An 18,019-nucleotide genomic window follows, 5' to 3' on the forward strand; every position below is an offset into this window, starting at 1 on the left:
GACGGCTCAGCCTTCGGCGCGTGCGTAGGTGAGGAACACCGCGCCGCTCTTGAGGACCGTGTGGTCCGTGAGCGTCCAGGTGCGCGGGTCGAAGGCGGCCTTGCGGGAGAAGAGCGGGATCCCGTTCCCGATGGTCAGCGGGCCGACCTTGAGGATCAGCGTGTCGATCTCGGCGTAGAGCGAGCCGGTGAGCTCGGCGCCGCCGATCAGCCAGATGTCCTTGCCCTCCTGCTGCTTGAGCTCGCGGACGACCGCCACGGGGTCGTCCGCGACCAGTTCGACGGCCGGGTCGGGGCTCTCGGTCAGCGTCCGGGAGAACACCAGGTGCCGCAGGTGCGGGTAGGCGTCGGTGATTCCGGCCGCGAGCCCGATCTCGTAGCTGCGGCGTCCCTCCAGCACCGTGTCGAAGTGCGTGCCCTCCGCGGTGACGTTCAGGGCCTGCCGGGCCATGACGGGCAGCGTCTCCGGATACTCGGCCACGAGGTGCTGGATGTAGTCCTCCGATATGGGCCAGAAGCCGTCGGGGCCGGTGGGGTCGGCGCCGTCCGGTCCCGCGATGAACCCATCGAGAGTGGTGGCGATGTAGTGAACGAGCTTGCGCATGCCGGAACCTTCCGTGTCTCACTCCGTCGTGGTGCGGCTACCCGGCGGGGGCGGCGAAGCCACGGAATGATCATGGCAGCCCTCCGCCCCGCCCGGGCAGGGAGCGTCCGACGATCCCGTCTCGGGCACGGAGAAAAACCTCGGCCGCGTTGTCACACGTTCCCGTGGAGCGGTGTCAGTGCAGTGAAGCCGTCAACGCGACGGCAACCACCCGAAGGGGAGCCCGAGATGTCCACCACCGCCATCGTCGTCACCGCCGTCGCCGCCTTCATGGCCGGCTTCTCCGGGGTGTCGGTCTTCGTCCGCGCCAAGTTCGTCGTCGAGCCGCTCGCCGAGTACGGCGTCCCGCGCCGCATCTGGAACCTGCTCGGCGCCGCCAAGCTGGCCGGCGCGATCGGCCTCCTCGTCGGCTACGCCGTCCCGGCGGTCGGCATCGCCGCCGCGATCGGCCTGGTCCTGTACTTCGCCGGCGCGGTGATCACCGTGATCCGCGCCCGCGCCTACGCGCACGCCCCGTTCCCGTTGATCTACATGGCCCCGGCGGTCGCCGTCCTGGTCCTGGCGGCGTGACGATTCACAGGCTGTGGACGATGCACAGGCTGTGGATGAATCACGGGCTGTGGACGAATCACGGGCTGTGGACGACCCGCCCCCGAGCGGAACGCACGAAGACGGCTGCGGGGCCCTCCGGGGCCCTGCCGTGGGGCCCCGCCGTCACTGAAGGGAGTGTGCGAGCCCCGGGAAAAGGGAATGCGCGCACTTCCTAGGACGGCTAGCTTCCTTCCTAGAGCCACTAGGAAGGAGTTACGGGCATGGTCCGTGCCGGCATCACCGTCGACCGTCTCGTCCAGGCCGCCGCCGAGCTGGCCGACGAGGGCGGGCTCGACCAGGTCACCGTGTCGGCGCTCGCCCGCCGCTTCGGGGTGAAGGACGCGAGTCTCTACTCGCACATCAGGAACCTGCGCGACCTGCGGGTCAGGCTCGCGCTGTTCGCCTCCGGCGAGATGAACGAGGCCATCGGCGCCGCCGTGGCCGGCCGGTCCGGCAAGGACGCGCTCGTCGCCTTCGCGGACGCCTACCGCGACTACGCACTGGCCCACCCCGGCCGCTACGCGGCCACCCAGCAGCGGATCGAGCTCGACGAGGTCGCCGACACCGCCGTCTTCCGGCGCAGCGTCGAGCTCACCTACGGGATGCTCCGCGGCTACGGCCTGGTCGAACCGGAGCTCACCGACGCCGGACGCCTGCTCCGCAGCACCTTCCACGGCTACATCCACATCGAGCTGAGCGGCGGCTTCGCCCACGCGCGGCCGGTCGCCGCGTCCTGGGCGCGCTCGCTCGACGCCCTGCACCGCACGCTGGAGAACTGGGGGGAACGCATGAGGGACACCGACGTCACTGGCATCACAGGCCTGACGGGCCTCACGGCCGTCACCGTCGGCACGGTGAAGGTGCCGGGGGCCACCCTGCACCACGAGGTGCGCGGGCGCGGGCCCGTCCTGCTGCTCGTGCCGGGCGGTGCCGGGGACGCCGGGCTGTTCGCGGGGATGGCGGACCTGCTCGCGGACGCGGGGCACACCGTGGTCTCGTACGACCAGCGCGGCCTCTCGCGCAGCCCGCTCGACGGGCCGCCCGCCGACCAGCGGGTGCCCGAGTGGGGCGCCGACGCCCTCGCCGTCCTGGACGCGGTCTCCCCGGACGAGCCCGCCTACGTCTTCGGCAGCAGCTCGGGTGCCATCGTGGCCCTGGCCCTGCTCGCCGCCCGCCCCGACCGGGTGCGCCGCCTCGTCGCCCACGAACCGCCCCTGGTGGAGCTGCTCGCCGACCCCGCCCCGTACCGCGAGCACTTCGCCGAGGTGCGCGAGCTGCACCGGACCCAGGGCCTCGGGCCCGCGATGGTCCGCTTCTCCGAGACGCCGGACGGCCGGAAGCCGGAGCGGCAGCACGGTGAACTGCCCGCCTCGGTCCGGCCGATGGCCGCGCGCATGGCCGCCAACATGCCGGTCTTCCTGGAGCACGTCCTGTGCCCCTTCTCCTCCTCCGCCCCCGACCTCGACGGGCTGCGGGCCGCCGCCGGCAAGCTGGTCCTCGGCGTCGGCCGGGAGTCCGCGGACCAGGAGGCGCTGGCCGGACCGTCCCGGCGGATCGCGGAGCTGACCGGGGCGGCGCTCGTCGAGTTCCCCGGCGGACACCTGGGCTGTGTCGAGCGCCCCGAGGAGTTCGCGGAGTTCCTGCTCACCGCCATGCGGCGGTGACCTCGCGGGTGTCCACGTGCATGCCGAGCGGCACCCGCCAGGAGTCCACGCACACCGCGTAGGTGCGGGTCTGCGTCGTCCCTGCCGCGATCGGCGCGGGCAGCGGCTGACTCGACCTGAGGGTCGCCCAGTCGACCCCGAGCGCTCCGATGACGTGAGTGGCGAAGGAGACCGTGCCCGAACGGACCGCGGTACCACCGGTGTTGCGGAAGGTCACGGTGACGTTCTCGCACCAGCGCTGCTCGGCGTCGGTGAGCACCGGCGCGGACAGCGTGAGCGCGGCGGGCGCCGGGGGCTTCGTGGACGGCGAGGGAGTGGTGGGCGGGGTCGTGGGCGTCGGTGCCGGGCCCGGCGGCCTCGTGGGCGTCACGGCCGGGGCCGTGGGCCGTCCCGGGGTACGGGACGGCGGTGTGCCCGGTACGGGTGGCGGCGCGGTGGCCGTACCGCCGGGCACCGTGCCCGTGCGCGCTCCCGTTCCCGTGTCCGTACCGGTGGCGCCCGGCGGTCTCGGGGACGGGGACGACGTGCTGGAGGTGAGTCCCGGGTCGGTCGTGGGTGCCGGGTCCAGGGGGACCAGGGTGACCTTTCCCGACGGCGGGACCGCGCCCTTGGGAGAGGAGCCGGCGCCGACCGCCGCGTACCCCTCGCCGTCGCCGCCCGTGCCGCACGCGGTCAGCGCTCCGCCGAGGCAGAGCGCGACCACCACGAGTCCCGGTCGCTTCCTTCGCCGCATGACCGCCATGGCGTGCAGTGTGACTGACGGTATGTCAGGAAGGAAGTGGAACAGGCGAATTCAGTCCACGGGTGAGCCGGGAGGCCAACCCCGGAAGTCGGCCCCAGGGGTCTGCTCGGAAGCCAGCCCCGGGGCCGGCCCTGGAGGCCGGCATCCGTCGGCGATCCGTCGGCGATCAGTCGGCGATCAGGCCCTCGCGCAGCTGGGCCAGCGTCCGGGTGAGCAGCCGGGAGACGTGCATCTGGGAGATGCCGACCTCCTCGCCGATCTGCGACTGGGTCATGTTCGCGAAGAAGCGGAGCATGATGATCTGCCGCTCGCGGGGCGGGAGTTTGGCGAGCAGCGGCTTGAGCGACTCGCGGTACTCGACGCCTTCCAGAGCCGTGTCCTCGTAGCCGAGGCGGTCCGCCAGCGAGCCCTCGCCGCCGTCGTCCTCGGGGGAGGGGGAGTCGAGCGAGGAGGCGGTGTACGCGTTGCCGACGGCGAGGCCGTCGACCACGTCCTCCTCCGACACCCCCAGCACCGCGGCGAGTTCGGGCACGGTCGGCGAGCGGTCGAGCTTCTGGGCGAGCTCGTCGCTGGCCTTGGTGAGGGCCAGGCGGAGCTCCTGGAGGCGGCGCGGCACGCGCACGGACCAGGAGGTGTCACGGAAGAAGCGCTTGATCTCACCGACGACGGTCGGCATCGCGAACGTGGGGAACTCCACGCCGCGTTCGCAGTCGAAGCGGTCGATCGCCTTGATCAGGCCGATGGTGCCGACCTGGACGATGTCCTCCATCGGCTCGTTGCGGGAGCGGAAGCGGGCCGCCGCGTAGCGCACGAGGGGGAGGTTGAGCTGGATGAGGGTGTCGCGGACGTAGGTCCGCTCGGGGCTGTCCGCGGAGACGCCCTCCTCGTCCAGGGCGCGCAGGCGCAGGAAGAGGGAGCGGGAGAGGGTGCGGGTGTCGATGGCCTCCGGCGTGACGGCCGGCGGGGCGACGAGCGTCTCGTCGGGCTCCGGGGCCGGGGCCGTCGCGGTGGCCGTGGTGCTGACCGTCGACGTCTCCGTGGCCGTGGCGTCGACGGCCGTCGGCGCCGTCTTCTGTGCGGGCACGGGCGTCTGCATGGACGCGGGCATGGGCGTGAGCGTGAGCACCTTCGAGCTGCCCTGTTCTGCGGACATGCCACCCCCTTTGAGGTCGCGGACGGTCGTGGCGGCCACGACCATCTGAGGAACGCAGCCTCCACCTGAATACCGGAGGCGAGGCTGTGGCAAACGCGGTTTCTGCAGAATGTCACATGTCGGCAACACGCTGTAGTGACTTGTCGACATGACGGCGGTGAATATCCGCAGGAAACAAGGGGTGTGCGGCATTTGGCATGCCGAGAAACTGCTCCGAAACGGTCTACCCGTTCCAGTTACGCCTCGATCCGATTTGCGGATCTCAAGCGGGCGAAGCTCCGGGCGAGGAGCCTTGACACATGCATCTGCGAGACGCCGAGTTCCTGGCTGATCTGAGATTGCGTCAAGTTGCTGTAGTAGCGCAACATCAGGATCCGCTGCTCGCGCTCGGGCAGCTGGACGAGCAGGTGGCGGACGAGGTCGCGGTGCTCGACGCCGGCGAGCGCCGGGTCCTCGTAGCCGAGCCGGTCGAGCAGGCCGGGCAGGCCGTCGCCCTCCTGGGCGGCCTCCAGCGAGGTGGCGTGGTACGAGCGGCCGGCCTCGATGCAGGCGAGCACCTCGTCCTCGCCGATCTTGAGGCGCTCGGCGATCTCGGCGGTGGTGGGCGAGCGGCCGTGGGCGGTGGTGAGGTCCTCGGTGGCGCCGTTGACCTGGACCCACAGCTCGTGGAGCCGGCGCGGGACGTGCACGGTGCGGACGTTGTCGCGGAAGTAGCGCTTGATCTCGCCGACGACGGTCGGCATGGCGAAGGTCGGGAACTGGACGCCGCGGTCGGGGTCGAAGCGGTCGATGGCGTTGATCAGGCCGATGGTGCCGACCTGGACGACGTCCTCCATCGGCTCGTTCCGGCTGCGGAAGCGGGCGGCGGCGTACCGCACGAGCGGCAGGTTGGCCTCGATCAGGGCCCCGCGAACGCGGTGGTGCTCGGGGCTGCCCGGCTCCAGGTTCTTGAGCTGCCCGAAGAGCACCTGGGTCAGGGCGCGGGTGTCGGCGCCGCGGGTGCTCTGCGGCCGAGGGCGCGGGGTGTCCGGGGCCCCGGCCTCGTTCTGGGGCGGGACTTGAGGCGCTGCACTGGCCGGCACGTTCACGCCACCCCTTCATGTCAACATCGGTCGACTCATCCGTCAAAAGCGGTCATAGCATCACAAGACATGTCCACTGTGTGCAAGCACCGTATAAGCACGTGTTGAAGGCGCGTTGGGCGGGTACAAACTCGGGCCCCCCGCCGATGGACGGCGAGGGGCCCGGAGGATGAAGGGGCGCGGGACGCCGGCTGCGGCCCCGCCGGGTGGGGCGGGGTGCGGCCGGGGGAGGGGGCGGCCGGTCGGGCTCAGCCCTCGAAGGCGTAGTCGGCGATCACCCAGGTCGCGAACTCGCGCCACTGGGCGACGCCCGCCTGGTGTGCCGGGTGGTCCAGGTAGCGCTGGAGCGCGGCGGTGTCCTCGACGGCGGAGTTGATCGCGAAGTCGTACGCGATCGGGCGGTCGGTGATGTTCCAGTCGCACTCCCAGAACTTCACCTCCGGGATCTGCGAACCGAGGGCGCGGAAGGCCTCGACGCCCGCGACCACGCGCGGCTCGTCGCGCTGCACACCGTCGTTGAGCTTGAAGAGGACCAGATGGCGGATCACGGCGTTACTCCCGGTAGTCCTGGGTCGTCCTAGTTGACGAGCTCGGTCATGAACTGGCCGACGCCTTGAGCGGCGCTCGATATGCCCTCGAACCCTACCTGGACGAGATCCGCCGCCCGGGCCGGGGAAGTGATGATCGTGTACAGAACAAAAACCACCACCGCATAGAGCGCGATCTTCTTCGCCTGCGCCATTCGCCTGCCCTCCCCTGGCCTCGTAACCCCCTCGGTCGCGCGAGTCTAACCGAGCCTTTATGGACCAAGGGCCCGGCGATCGGGGTCTTTTGCCGCCCTCCGAAAGGGTGACGGGGAGCGCAGGATGGATGGTGAGCCCGGCGGATCTGGCAGGAATCCGCGGGGCCGTGGAACCGGCCCTCACTGCGGGGTCCACGCCGCGCGCTTCCCCCTGACTGCGGCGTCGGACTTGCAGGACCGGTTCTCATCGGGGGGAGCGGCTTGTCCCCCCGATGCCGCTCCCCCCGCCCCTCCCTCCCGTGTCCGACTCCTCCGGTCCTCCCCCTGTGCCCGCCCCCCGGCCCCTCCCTCCCGTGCTCGAACCCTCCGCCCCCCGAACCCTCCCCATCGTTCGCGCCCCTTCTCGGCCCGGCGGTCCGAGGCCCCACCCCTTCCTCCTCCCCCTCCCCTCCCTCCTTCGATCCGAGGCGCCGGACTCCCTCCCCGGCCCGCTCCCTCGCGCCTCCCCCTCCCCCTTCGCGCTCCTCCTCCCTCCCTCGTCCTCCTCCCCGACCCCCTCCACGACCCCTTGACGCCCCCTTCATCCATGGCATGCGCATGGCTACGCTTCGCGTCTGTGACGCACGTGAAGGACGTTCCCGAAGGGGGTCCGAGTGGTGAGCACGGCGGACGACGACGGCGAGGGCTGGAGCGAGGAGGCGGACGAGGAGGAACCCTCCTCGCGCTCCTACGCCTCCGGACGTGACATGTACGTCGCCGAGCAGGGCGACGTCCACCTCTACATCGAGAACCCCGAGGGCGACCGCGAGCACCGCACGGTCGGCCCGGTCACCGACGACTGCCCGTACCCCGGCCTCGCGCCCTTCACCGCGGGCCAGGCCGACCGCTTCCACGGCCGCCGCCGCCTCCTCACCGAACTCGGCGAACGGCTGGCCGACTGCCACGCCGACCACAGGCCCCTCGTCGTCGTCGCCCCCTCCGGCGCCGGCAAGACCTCCCTGCTCCAGGCGGGCCTCTCGCAGGACCTCGACCGCGGCAGGATCCCCGTACCCGGCTCGCGCCACTGGCCCCGCCTCCTGCTCACCCCCACCGCCCACCCCCTGCGCGAGCTCACCACCCGCCTCGCCGAACTGGCGGGGGAGACGGACCCTACGGCCGACTGGTGGACCACCGACCGGGCCGGCTTCGCGGACCGGCTGCGGCGGACGGCGGGCGGGTCCGGACGGGTGCTCGTCGTGGTGGACCAGGCGGAGGAGCTCTTCACGCTGTGCGCGGACGAGGAGGAGCGGCGGGCGTTCGTGAAGGTCCTGGAGTGGCTGGCGGACGGGGCCGTGGCGCTGGTGGTCCTCGCCCTGCGCGCCGACTTCTACGCCCGCTGCGCGGAACTTCCCTGGCTGCGGGCCGCCGTGCAGAACAACCAGCTCCTGCTTCCCCCGATGACCCGGGACGAACTCCTCGACGCGATCCGCCTCCCGGCCAGAGCGGCCGGGCTACGGCTGGAACCGGGCCTCGCCGAGGTCCTGGTCGCCGACTTCGGCGCCACCCACGGCTTCGCCGAGCCCGGCGCGCTGCCGCTCCTCGCCCACGCCCTGCGCGCCACCTGGCAGAACCGCCAGGGCAGGCTCCTCACCGTCGCCGGCTACACCGGCACCGGCGGCGTCGCCCACGCCCTGGGCAACAGCGCGGACCGGGTCCACGATCAGCTCGACCCGGCAGGCCGGCGCATCGCCAGACGCCTCTTCCTCGGCATGGTCAACATCGGCGAGGACACGGCCGACAGCCGCCGCCGGATCCGCCGCGACCACCTTCTGGCGTCCTTCCCGGACAAGGCGGCCGCGGAGGCCGTCCTCGCCGCCTTCACCGGGAAGCGGCTCCTCGTCCAGGAACGGGACACCGTCTCCCTCACCCACGAGGCCCTGCTGAGCGCCTGGCCGCTGCTGCACGGCTGGATCAACGACGACCGCCCGCGCAACCTCGTCCTCCAGGACCTCGACACGGCGGCCCGCGCCTGGAACGCCACGGGCCGCGAGCCGGACGCGCTCCACCGCGGCAAGCCGCTGGACCGGGCCCTCGCCGCGGCCGCGGACCCGTCCGAGGAGGACCCGCTCCGCCGCGCCTTCCTGGACGCGTCCCTGCTCCTCCGCAAGCGGGTGGTCCGCGGCAGGCGGAGGATCGTCGCGGTCCTCACCGCCCTCGCCCTCGTCGCCTCCGTCACGACCCTCCTGGCCCTCCGCTCCCACGACTCGGCCCAGGCGGAACAGCGGGCGGCACTGGCGGCCCGGATCACGACCCAGGCGGACGACCTGCGGACCGCCGATCCGGCGCTCGCCGCCCGGCTCGACCTGGTGGCGCACCGGCTGGCGCCGCGGCCGGCCACGACGACGAATCTGCTGGTGGACGCGAACACGGTCATGACGGGCCGCCTCAACGGCTTTCGCCGCCTGGTCGTGGACACGGCGTACCGCCCGGACGGCCGAGTGCTCGCAGCCCTGGACACCGGCGGGGTGATCCGGCTGTGGGATATCGACGACCCGGCCCGGCCGGAGGAGCTGGGAAAGCCGATCGAGGCCGGAGGGCTGCCGCTCCGGATCTCCTTCAGCCCGAACGGCCGCCTTCTCGCCGCGAGCCGGATGGGCGCGACCGCCGTGCTGTGGAACGTGACCGACCCCGCCCGCCCCGTCCCCGTCGACCTGCCCCTCGGTGCCGGGGAGCGCGGGGGAAACCTGGTCGCCTTCGCCCCCGACGGACGCACCCTCGTCGGCAGCGGTGCCACAGGCCGGATGCTGGCGTGGAGCCTCGCCGATCCGGTACGCCCCGTGTTGCTGCCCGGGGCTCCCACGCGCTCGGCCGGTGCTCCGTACGCCTTCGGCCCGGACGGCCGCACCCTCGCGGGCACGAGCGGCGACCGCACCGTGCGGATCTGGGACCTCGCCCACCCGGACCGCGCACCGGCACGGCTCGAACCGCCGGACGCGCGGGCCGAGGGATACCGCATCGCCTACCGCCCGGACGGGCGGTACCTCGCCCTCTCCAACGACACCAAGGTGTGGGTGTGGGACCTCACGGACCCTGCCCGCCCGCGGCGTCTTCCCTACTACTTGCCGGCGAACGGCTCCGCCACCACCTCCCTGGCCTTCAGCCGGGACGGACGCACCCTCGTCGTCGCCGACGGGTCCAGGACCGTACGCCTGTGGAACCTCAGCGACCCGGACGCGCCGAGGTCCCGGCCCTCCCTCCCTACGCCCTCGGGCGCTGTGCGGGGACTGGCGTTCGCCCCGGACGGGCGCACCCTGGTCGGCGGCACCGACACCGGCCCGGTCATGGTCTGGCATCTGCCGGACGCCGCGCTTCCCGCCGCTGCGGACGACACCCGCGCGCTCGCCTTCGCCCCGGACGGGAGGTGGCTCGCCACCGGCGGCCGGGGCGGCGCCGTCCGGCTGTGGAGTCTTGCCGACCGTGCCGGCCCGCGGGTCCTCGGCACGTTGTCCGCCGGTACAGGAGAGGTGACTGCTCTGGCCTTCGGGTCGGACGGCCGCACCCTGGCCGCGGCCACGTTGGACGTCCGGGACGGTCGGGTCAGCCGCTGGGACATCAGCGACCCCGGCCGCCCGCGCCGGCTCCTCGAACGCGCCACGGCACGGGACAGCCCTTCGGCAGCCCTCGGCCCGGACGGCCGCACCGCCGTCGTGCGCGGTTCCCTCGGCGTGGAGGTGTGGGGTCTCGCCGGTCCGGAAGGGGCGGCCGCAGCCGCCGACCGGCCCCTGAAGACCGGTGAGGGCGGGGTCGGCTCACTGGCCGTCAGCTCCGAAGGGCGCATCGTCGGTGTCGGCCACGACGACGGCGACTTCTCGCTGTGGGTCGGCACGGGGCCGGCGCCCGTCACGCGGGTGCCCGGGAGCCTTCCGGACATGCTGGCCCCTCAGGTCCTGGCCCTGTCCCCGGACGGCCGCGCGCTCGCCAAGGCCGATCAGGGCAGGCTCACCACGTGGGATCTCGCCGACCCGGCCCGCCCGGTCGCCCGCGGCGCGGTCACGGGAAGCAGCGACGTGATGGCACTGGCCTTCGCCGCGCGCGGCGACGTGCTCGCGGTGGGGGACGCAGACGGCACGGTCCGCCTCACCGACCCGGCGGGCGCCGGAGCCCTCAGCCGCCCTCTTTCGGCCGGCAGCGGTCGGATCACCGCCCTCGCGTTCGCCCCCGACGGCCGGACACTCGCCGCAGCGGGCGAGGCGCAGCCCGTCCGCCTCTGGTCCACCGACCCCGATGCCGCCGCCCGTTGGATCTGCCGTGTCACCGGCAACGTCCTCACTCCGGCCCAATGGGCCCAGTACGTCCCCGGATTGCCCTACGACCCGCCCTGCAAGGACCGGCCCTGAGCGCATGAAAAAACCTCCCCGACTCGCGTTTCCGCAGGTCGGGGAGGTTTTCTGGCGGTAGCGGAGGGATTTGAACCCTCGGTGAGTTTCCCCACACTCGCTTTCGAGGTCTGTTCGTACTGGTCGGGGGGCCATTCAGGCTCGTTCACCCTCGTTCATCCCCGCCCGGTCGCTGCCCGAGTGAACCAATCTGAACCCCTCCGGACGGGGGTGAATGAGACGGAAATTGAGACGGAGGCCTGCCCGCTGACCTGCACGTCTGCCGCTCAATCGTCAGGGGTGGGACGCGTCCAGGGCCGCGATCACGACACCAGGGTCGCCGTCGTACATCAGATGCGGTTCGTCAGCCTCCGGAGGGACGAACCGCGTGCGGTACCGCTGTAGGTCGCTCTCAGAGAAGTAGATCGAGTTCGGGTCGTTGGCGTGGAACTCGTTGCGCTGCCTGACTCGGGCCCAAAGTTCATCATGGCTGGCTGCCAGGTAAACGAGTACCGGGGTCGCGCCTGCATCGGTGGCGATCTCTCGCCACTTCGCCCGGTCCTCTGGAGTCCAGAAGCCATGGTCGACGACGACATCGTGACCCGCCTTGAGCTGTTCACGGAGTTCGACCGCCACGTCTTCCAGCACCGGCCGTTCGAGGGTCGGAAAGATCCCCCGGGGAAAGTCCACCCCATAGACGCCATGACGGCGGAACATTTCTTCGTCCGGGCACAGCCGCACGAAGCCGCGAGCTGTGAGCGCGCGAGAGAGGGTGGTCTTGCCCGAGCCGGGAAGCCCAGCCATCAGGACGCAGCGCGGCGGTTGATCGAGCGTCACGAGACCTCCGATTCTGTGCGCCATGTCCGGCCCGGTCCTCCAAGGTCGACGCCGTACTCCACGATGCTGCCCTCGCTGTCGACGAACTTTGCGGTCATCACGACCACGGGTTCCGCCGGCAAGTTGCCAGGTTCCAGTTCCAGGAGCCGGGCGTATTCGGGCGTCAGCAGCGAGGCTGAGGCGGTGTCGATTCGGTGGCTGATCGGGTGGCCGGTCGCCTGGGCGATGAGCTGGAGGGAGGTTCCCCCTGTCAGTCGCTCACTCGTAGCTAGCTGAGGAATCAGCATGCCGTACCGGGCCGGAATCCACGACGTGCTGTGAGCGACGATGCCGTGCCGGTCCCTGTAGACACGGCTACGGCGGATGACGTCGGCGCCGGGCGGGATATCCAGCGCTTGTGCCACTTCGGCGGGGGCGGGCACGACGGTGGCCTGGTGCGAGTCGGATCGTTCGCCGTCTCCCCAGCTAGACCCTGTGCGACGCCCCCGGTCCTGACGCTGTGACCCCGAGGACATCGGGGCCGGCGCGTCCAAGACCTCAGTGCCGATGCCGTGGATGCCTCGAACAAGACCGTCGTTGCGCAGCTTGCGCAGCGCCTTCTCCGCAGTCGCGGTGCTGACCTTCCACTCTTCCGAGAGGTTCTTGATGCTCGGCAAGAGGGTCCCGGGCTGAAGCTGACCGGACGCAATCAGCTCCGTGTAGTGGGCGGCAATCCTCGCGTACGGCGCCCGATTGTCGGCCTGGCCTGCCATGTCGCTCACTCCCTGTCGGTGACTTGCCTGCGGTTCCCTAGCTTACCGCTTGACACCGCAGGGAACCCTAGGGAACCTTAGGGACGTGCCCGCCGGTCGGTTCAACCGATCGGAGGGTGCAGGACCTCAATGCGCCCTGATGCAGGGGCCATTCGAGGTCAAGGGGCCCGGGATAGAGCGGGCCGAGGGCGCCCGGGTCCTGGTCATTAACCGGAGGGCTTAGACCGAAAGGTCACGTCTCCATATGCCTTGGGTTCGCACCCGGAGGAGACATCTGCACGACTGCACATGCTCCGCAGTGCTTGTGGCTGCGGCCGATTGCCTCCCCCGCCCGTCCGGTCCCTCCCGGGGCCGTACGGGCGGGGTTGTAGGGAGCCGGATGGTTCCAAACGGCGTGAGCCCCCGGTGCGGGAACACCGGGGGCTCTGTTCGGGCCGTTCCTGTCTGGAAGGAACACACCCAATGAAGTCCATCGCTGCACTTCAGGCCGTTGTTACGGCCGTCCCGTTCGACGGTGAGCCGTCGGACGCGGAGCTGGACGCGATCGAGCAGGAGCTTCCGCTGATCCTGGCGGAGGTCGACCTGCTCGACGCGCAGATCATGACCATCGACCGCCCGGCCACCGAGCTGGACCACCAGCGCATCCGCCGGGCCCACAACCGGGTCATGGCGGCCCGCCGGGACCTGACCAACCGCGCCGGCCTGGCGCAGGCGGGCGGTGCCGCATGAGCGAGAACACCGAGCTGCGCGGCGACGTCACGGAGCTGCTGGGAGCGATCGCGGACGCCCTGGACCTCCCGGTCCCGTCGATCCGCGAGGGCGACGACCACAAGTTCCAGCGGCTGCTCGTCGACCGTGCGACGAACGTGTGGGTGGCCGTCTCGGTCCTGCTCCAGCAGCCGGGCTCCGGGGCGCTGGAGGACACCACCGCGTACGTCCGCCGCCACACGGCGGACCACCCCGTCACCTACACCCCGTTCGAGCCCAGCGGGCAGGGCCGCCCCGGCACTGGGGTGGTGGCCTGATGGGTCTGCGCGACAAGGTCCGCGATTACGCGATCCGCAACATGACTGACCCGGACGGCACGCCGAACCTGGCGCGCCGTGCCACGCAGGCCTCGGCCGGCCTCGCCGACATCGCGGCCGACCATTCCACGGTCGCCGCCGCCGGGATCTCTCTTCTGGGCGCGGCGGCCGTCGCGGCCGAGGGTGCGCTGAGCGTCTACGTCTATCCGCCCGGCGACTACGCCACCTTCACTGAGGAGCCGAAGAAGCGGGGGTGGTTCCGGTGAACCGCACCGGAAAGGCCCTGCTCGTCCTCGCCCTGGTCGCCGTGGTCGGGATGGCGTTCCGCGTCTCGTGGAACGCGCTGCGGGACGTGGCGACCGCCGTCGGCGCGGACCAGACCGGGGCGACGCTCTACCCGTTAGTGGTCGACGGCCTCATGGCCCTGGCCCTGGTCGCCACCCTGGTGCTGACCGACCGAGCGGACAAGCGGTTCGCGCTGCGTGTCCTCGCCGCCTACACCGCCGCCTCGCTGGTGCTGAACTTCGTGCACGGTCTGGTGCCGGAGCTTCATGGCCGATCGGTCGACTGGACGCGGCTGGCCGAGTGGGATGCGGTGAACTGGGTGCTCGTCCTGCTCGCCACGTCGCTGCCGGTCGGGTCGATCTACTTCGGCTCCGATCTGGTCGCCAAGGTTCTCCACCACCAATCGATCGACCCCGCGAATGTGGAGGAATCGGCGCAGATCGACGCGGAACGGTCTACCCCTGACCTCGTGGAAGTCACCCCGGAGCCGCTTCCGGCGCTGGTCGAGCGGGTGGCCGACGAGTGGCCCGAGCAGGTCGATTCCGCGACCGGCAAGGTGCCGATCGATCGGGTTGTGGTGCGGGCGGTGGCGGCCGAGCAGTCGGCCCCGCGCCGGGCGACCGGTCGGGTGCCGGACGCGGCACGATCGACCCGCCCCCGCCGTACGGCCGAGGAACTTTTGTCCGAGGCGCGTCGGGTGACGGAGTCTTGGCCGGTCGATCAGTTGACCGCCGAGGGCATCCGCAAGGCTCTGCGCACGTCCCCCGACAAGGCACGGACGCTCCGCGACACTCTGCGGGCCGAGCGCGCCGCTGCCCCGGCGCCTGAGCCGGTCGGGGCCGTTTCGTGAGCGGAATCCCGTCCTACCCGTGGCGGCTCGCTCCGGAGGGGTTGGCGACGTTCCGGCAGCTTCGGGCGCGCGGTCTGCGCCCGGGTGGTCAGGACGTCGCCGCTCAGCTCGAACGGCCCCGCCGCCGTGGCGGCCCGCTCGTCGCCTACCTCTACCGCATCAACCGGGCCAAACCCGTCCGCCCGATGACCCCGGCCAAGCGGGCGGCTCTGGCCCGGGCGAACGCAGCCCGCAGGGTCTGCCCCGAGTGCCGCCGCGACGCGGGATACCGCATTCCGCCCTCGCTCGGCATGTGCACCGCCTGCGCCTACCCCGACACCTCTACCGCCGCCTGAACGGCACCGAGGAGAGGACCATGAACAGCCTTCCTGAGCCGGTCCGGGTCGTTCAGCTCCCGGACGGCACCTATACCTACGCCGACCACCTGCCCGCGCTCCACCAGGCGGCCGCGCCGCAGGTCATCCACCAGCACATCCACCAGGCCCCGCCGGACCGGACGGTGCAGCGCATCGCGCTCGGCTCGGGTGTGGGCGCTGGTGCGGTCGCGGCCGGGGTCTACTTCGGCCCGCTGCTCGTCGGTGCGCTGACCGCGATGGCCGCGAACCTGGCCTTGCTCGCGTTCCTCGCCGCCGTCCTGTCCTGGGGCGTGGTCACCGTCGTCCGCAGCATCGGCGGCACCGACGGCACGAACGCCGCCAAGACCCTGGCCAGGGCCCGCAAGCGCCGTCGCTGACGCCTGCCTGTTCGCCCCGTCCACCGGGTCGGGGCGGGTGGGGAGTCGGGACAGCCCCGGCCCCGGAAGGGACGTGTCGTGGCCAGCAAGAAGAACGAGCAGCAGGACCCGAACTACCCCCAGCTCACCGTCGGCGAGAACGCGCGGATCGCGTGGAACGTCGCCCGGATGGCCAAGCGCTGCATGGCCGGTGAGAACGCCGACCGCTCCGACCTGGAGCGCAACGTCAACCGCATCCTCGACCGCGCCCACAAGCGGGCCGAGAAGAACGCCAAGAAGGGCAAGTAGCGGTGCCCCGGGGCGGCCGACAGCCGCCAAGCATCACCGGCCGCCCCGGGCCTGCCTCCGAGCAGCAGGAGAAGACCAGCATGACCGAGAACGTCGTCCCCCTGTTCAAGAACCCCACCGAACAGCCCACGGAAGTACCGGCGCCGCTCACGGTCGTGCCGGAACCCGCCCCGGCCAAGCCGGTGCGGGTGTGGAAGCGCGCTGGTCGGACCGTCGTCCGCGCGGCCCGGCACGACCGCACCCGCACCGCCGGCCGCGCCATGGTCCGGCACACCTCCTACGTCCTGGGCGGCACCCGGATCGTCACCCGTCGGGCGTGGGACGGGCGGACCGGCGCCCGTTACGAACGCATGCTCCGCGCGGCGGAGGCGGCCGGGAACTACGAAGCCGCGGGGGACTGGGAGGAGCGGCTGCACCGCTTCCGCACGGAGCGGCACAAGCGGCGCATGGACCTGCTCGCCTCCCCTGAAAAGGTCGTGAAGGGCGCCGCGTTCGGCGTCGGAGGCGGCATAGGAGCGCTGATCGCCATCGGTATCGCCCTGGCCATCGCCAACGGCGAGATCAGCGACGTGGTCACCCCGCTCATGGCCGTCATCAAGCTGATCCGGCTGCTCGTCGTCATCGTCCAGGTCGTGTGGGGCCCGGCCATGGTCATCGGGCCGTGGCTCGCCCTCGCGGCCGTGTGGGCGGTCGGCCGGCAGCGGGGCGCCGCCCCGCAGTGGACCCTCCCCGCCGGGAAGCGCAGCGATGACGCGGGGGCGCCGATCACCCCCTCCATCGTGGTCACCGCCCTGCGCGACCTCGGCGTGGCACCGCTGACCCGGGCCATCAAGGAGATGGGCGACGCGGGCGCCGCGATGCTCGGCCCGATCCGGATCGCCGGATGCGGTGTCGAGGTCGACGTCACTCTCCCGTCCGGAGTGTCGACGCTGGATGTGCAGAACCGGCGCCGGAAGCTCGCGGAGAACCTCTCCCGCCACGAGCACGAAGTGTTCATCACCATCCCCACCGCCGCCCGCACGGTGCGGCTGTGGATCGCCGATTCCGGCGCCCTGGACGAGCCGATCGGCCCGTCCCCTCTCGTCACCGACGAGACCATGACCGCCAACTACAAGACCGGCAAGGCACCGTGGGGCCAGGACCTGCGTGGCGATGCGGCCATGCTCAGCCTGTTCCAGCGGATGCTCCTGATCACGGGTCTGTCGAACCAGGGCAAGACCGCCGCCCTGCGGGCGCTCGTCCTGTGGCTCGCCCTCGACAAGACCGTCGAGTTCCGGATCGCCGACCTCAAGGGCGTCGGGGACTGGGGCATGTTCGACGGCCTCGCCACCGTCCTCATCCAGGGCCCGACCGACGAACACGTCATCGACGCCACCGAGATGCTCGAAGGTGGCGTGGAGGAGATGGAGCGGCGCATCCAGGCTCCGCCCGGCACGAAGTTCCCGCCGCTCATCCTCATCGTCGATGAGGCGCAGGTCGCGTTCATGTGCCCGGCCGTCGACGACAACAGGCGCCAGTACGGCGGTTCAAAGGCCACGTCCCGGTACTTCATGGCCGCCCGGAAAATCCACAACCAGGGCCGGGCTGTGGACGTGCTGCTGTGGGAGGGCACGCAGGACCCGACCGACCAGAACCTGCCCAAGCTCGTCCGTGAGGGTGCCCACACCCGCATCTCCCTCGCCCTCGGCACCGAATCCCAGGCCCGCATGGCACTCGGGGACAAGGCCGTCGACGGCGGGGCCGCCCCGCACCTGCTGCGCCAGGGCCTGGACAAGGGCACCGTGGTCGTGGCGTCGGACGGCATCACCATCCCGGCCGGGCAGGCGTCCATCACGGTGCGGACCCACTACATCGATACCGACACCGCCCACGCCATCGCCGACCGGGCCAAGGCCCTGCGCGACGGGGTCACCACCCTGTCCGCCGTTGAGCAGCCGGCCACCGTGGTGGACCCGCTCGCCGACATCGCCGACGTGCTCGGTGACAAGCCCCGCATGCTCACCCAGGAAGTCCTGCAGCGGCTCGCCCAGAAGAACCCGGGCGAGTACCGCGAGTGGACGTTCGCCGACCTTCGTCAGGTCCTGGAGGCGGCCGACGCGGCACCCCGCAAGTCCGACGGCCGCATGGTCGTCGACGGCCTCCGAGTCGCCCACGCGCTCGCCCAGCGTGACACCGACGGCCCCGACACCGCCGCCCGCTGACAGGGAGGCGTCAGGGAGACAGGGAGAACTCCCTAACCCCCTCCCTGACCCGCCTCCCTGGCCCTGACCAGCACAGACACCCATCCAGGGAGGCAGGGAAGCAGCCCAGGTCAGCG

18 protein-coding genes and 2 pseudogenes are annotated in these 18,019 nt (G+C 71.6%); 12 read left to right on the forward strand and 8 right to left on the reverse strand.

Annotation, left to right across the window (positions count from 1 at the left end):
- Window positions 1-6: 6 nt before the first annotated feature.
- Window positions 7-603, reverse strand: a complete 597-nt coding sequence (locus ACIRQF_RS16000; protein WP_404092616.1) for a dihydrofolate reductase family protein — start codon at window positions 601-603, stop codon at window positions 7-9.
- 228 nt (window positions 604-831) lie between these two features.
- On the opposite strand from ACIRQF_RS16000, the gene ACIRQF_RS16005 reads away from it, so the two are divergent.
- From ACIRQF_RS16005 to ACIRQF_RS16015, 3 genes and pseudogenes are all read left to right on the forward strand, one after another.
- The gene (locus ACIRQF_RS16005; protein WP_404092619.1) at window positions 832-1,173 is read left to right on the forward strand and encodes a DoxX family protein; all 342 of its coding nucleotides are present in this window, start codon (window positions 832-834) and stop codon (window positions 1,171-1,173) included.
- A gap of 242 nt (window positions 1,174-1,415) precedes the next feature.
- Window positions 1,416-1,973 (forward strand): annotated as a pseudogene (locus tag ACIRQF_RS16010) (TetR/AcrR family transcriptional regulator); the annotation flags it as partial.
- Between the two features lie 135 nt (window positions 1,974-2,108).
- Window positions 2,109-2,858, forward strand: a pseudogene (locus ACIRQF_RS16015) (alpha/beta fold hydrolase); the annotation flags it as partial.
- Here ACIRQF_RS16015 and ACIRQF_RS16020 read toward each other — a convergent pair.
- From ACIRQF_RS16020 to ACIRQF_RS16040, 5 genes are all read right to left on the reverse strand, one after another.
- On the reverse strand, window positions 2,839-3,600 hold the full coding sequence (locus tag ACIRQF_RS16020) for a hypothetical protein (protein ID WP_404092622.1): 762 nt from the start codon (window positions 3,598-3,600) through the stop codon (window positions 2,839-2,841). The pseudogene ACIRQF_RS16015 and the gene ACIRQF_RS16020 sit on opposite strands and share 20 nt — an antisense overlap.
- Before the next feature lie 166 nt (window positions 3,601-3,766).
- Complete coding sequence (locus ACIRQF_RS16025) at window positions 3,767-4,753, reverse strand: RNA polymerase sigma factor SigF (protein WP_382477525.1); 987 nt, start codon at window positions 4,751-4,753, stop codon at window positions 3,767-3,769.
- A gap of 236 nt (window positions 4,754-4,989) precedes the next feature.
- Window positions 4,990-5,835, reverse strand: coding sequence for an RNA polymerase sigma factor SigF (locus ACIRQF_RS16030; RefSeq protein ID WP_365344202.1), 846 nt, complete (start codon window positions 5,833-5,835; stop codon window positions 4,990-4,992).
- A gap of 248 nt (window positions 5,836-6,083) precedes the next feature.
- Window positions 6,084-6,383 (reverse strand): Dabb family protein, encoded by a 300-nt coding sequence (locus tag ACIRQF_RS16035; protein ID WP_376627526.1) that lies wholly within the window; start codon window positions 6,381-6,383, stop codon window positions 6,084-6,086.
- Window positions 6,384-6,412: 29 nt separating this feature from the next.
- Window positions 6,413-6,577, reverse strand: a complete 165-nt coding sequence (locus tag ACIRQF_RS16040) for a hypothetical protein (protein ID WP_164986384.1) — start codon at window positions 6,575-6,577, stop codon at window positions 6,413-6,415.
- A 656-nt stretch (window positions 6,578-7,233) separates the two neighbouring features.
- On the opposite strand from ACIRQF_RS16040, the gene ACIRQF_RS16045 reads away from it, so the two are divergent.
- A complete protein-coding gene (locus ACIRQF_RS16045; protein WP_404092626.1) occupies window positions 7,234-10,953 on the forward strand; it encodes a hypothetical protein in 3,720 nt (1,239 codons plus the stop codon).
- A gap of 273 nt (window positions 10,954-11,226) precedes the next feature.
- On the opposite strand, the gene ACIRQF_RS16050 is transcribed toward ACIRQF_RS16045, so the two are convergent.
- Both ACIRQF_RS16050 and ACIRQF_RS16055 read right to left on the reverse strand, forming a co-directional pair.
- A complete protein-coding gene (locus tag ACIRQF_RS16050) occupies window positions 11,227-11,736 on the reverse strand; it encodes an AAA family ATPase (protein ID WP_404092882.1) in 510 nt (169 codons plus the stop codon).
- A 29-nt stretch (window positions 11,737-11,765) separates the two neighbouring features.
- Complete coding sequence (locus tag ACIRQF_RS16055) at window positions 11,766-12,521, reverse strand: GntR family transcriptional regulator (RefSeq protein WP_404092628.1); 756 nt, start codon at window positions 12,519-12,521, stop codon at window positions 11,766-11,768.
- Window positions 12,522-12,983: 462 nt separating this feature from the next.
- Here ACIRQF_RS16055 and ACIRQF_RS16060 point away from each other — a divergent pair, with 462 nt between their 5' ends.
- From ACIRQF_RS16060 to ACIRQF_RS16095, 8 genes are all read left to right on the forward strand, one after another.
- Window positions 12,984-13,250, forward strand: coding sequence for a DUF6284 family protein (locus ACIRQF_RS16060; protein WP_404092631.1), 267 nt, complete (start codon window positions 12,984-12,986; stop codon window positions 13,248-13,250).
- The gene (locus tag ACIRQF_RS16065) at window positions 13,247-13,546 is read left to right on the forward strand and encodes a hypothetical protein (RefSeq protein WP_404092633.1); all 300 of its coding nucleotides are present in this window, start codon (window positions 13,247-13,249) and stop codon (window positions 13,544-13,546) included. The genes ACIRQF_RS16060 and ACIRQF_RS16065 overlap by 4 nt, the downstream gene beginning before the upstream one ends.
- Window positions 13,546-13,812: a hypothetical protein gene (locus ACIRQF_RS16070; RefSeq protein WP_376636872.1), complete on the forward strand. Its 267-nt coding sequence runs from the start codon at window positions 13,546-13,548 to the stop codon at window positions 13,810-13,812. The genes ACIRQF_RS16065 and ACIRQF_RS16070 overlap by 1 nt, the downstream gene beginning before the upstream one ends.
- On the forward strand, window positions 13,809-14,681 hold the full coding sequence (locus ACIRQF_RS16075; RefSeq protein ID WP_404092635.1) for a DUF2637 domain-containing protein: 873 nt from the start codon (window positions 13,809-13,811) through the stop codon (window positions 14,679-14,681). Before ACIRQF_RS16070 ends, ACIRQF_RS16075 begins: the two co-directional genes overlap by 4 nt.
- Window positions 14,678-15,016, forward strand: coding sequence for an RRQRL motif-containing zinc-binding protein (locus ACIRQF_RS16080; protein ID WP_404092637.1), 339 nt, complete (start codon window positions 14,678-14,680; stop codon window positions 15,014-15,016). The genes ACIRQF_RS16075 and ACIRQF_RS16080 overlap by 4 nt, the downstream gene beginning before the upstream one ends.
- A gap of 20 nt (window positions 15,017-15,036) precedes the next feature.
- Window positions 15,037-15,414, forward strand: coding sequence for a DUF6251 family protein (locus ACIRQF_RS16085; protein WP_404092640.1), 378 nt, complete (start codon window positions 15,037-15,039; stop codon window positions 15,412-15,414).
- Between the two features lie 78 nt (window positions 15,415-15,492).
- Window positions 15,493-15,702, forward strand: coding sequence for a DUF6257 family protein (locus ACIRQF_RS16090; RefSeq protein ID WP_404092642.1), 210 nt, complete (start codon window positions 15,493-15,495; stop codon window positions 15,700-15,702).
- An 80-nt stretch (window positions 15,703-15,782) separates the two neighbouring features.
- Complete coding sequence (locus ACIRQF_RS16095; protein ID WP_404092644.1) at window positions 15,783-17,903, forward strand: FtsK/SpoIIIE domain-containing protein; 2,121 nt, start codon at window positions 15,783-15,785, stop codon at window positions 17,901-17,903.
- Window positions 17,904-18,019 lie beyond the last annotated feature (116 nt).

It is taken from the genome of Streptomyces sp. NPDC101191 (genome assembly GCF_044767915.1).
Taxonomy (GTDB): Bacteria; Actinomycetota; Actinomycetes; order Streptomycetales; family Streptomycetaceae; genus Streptomyces.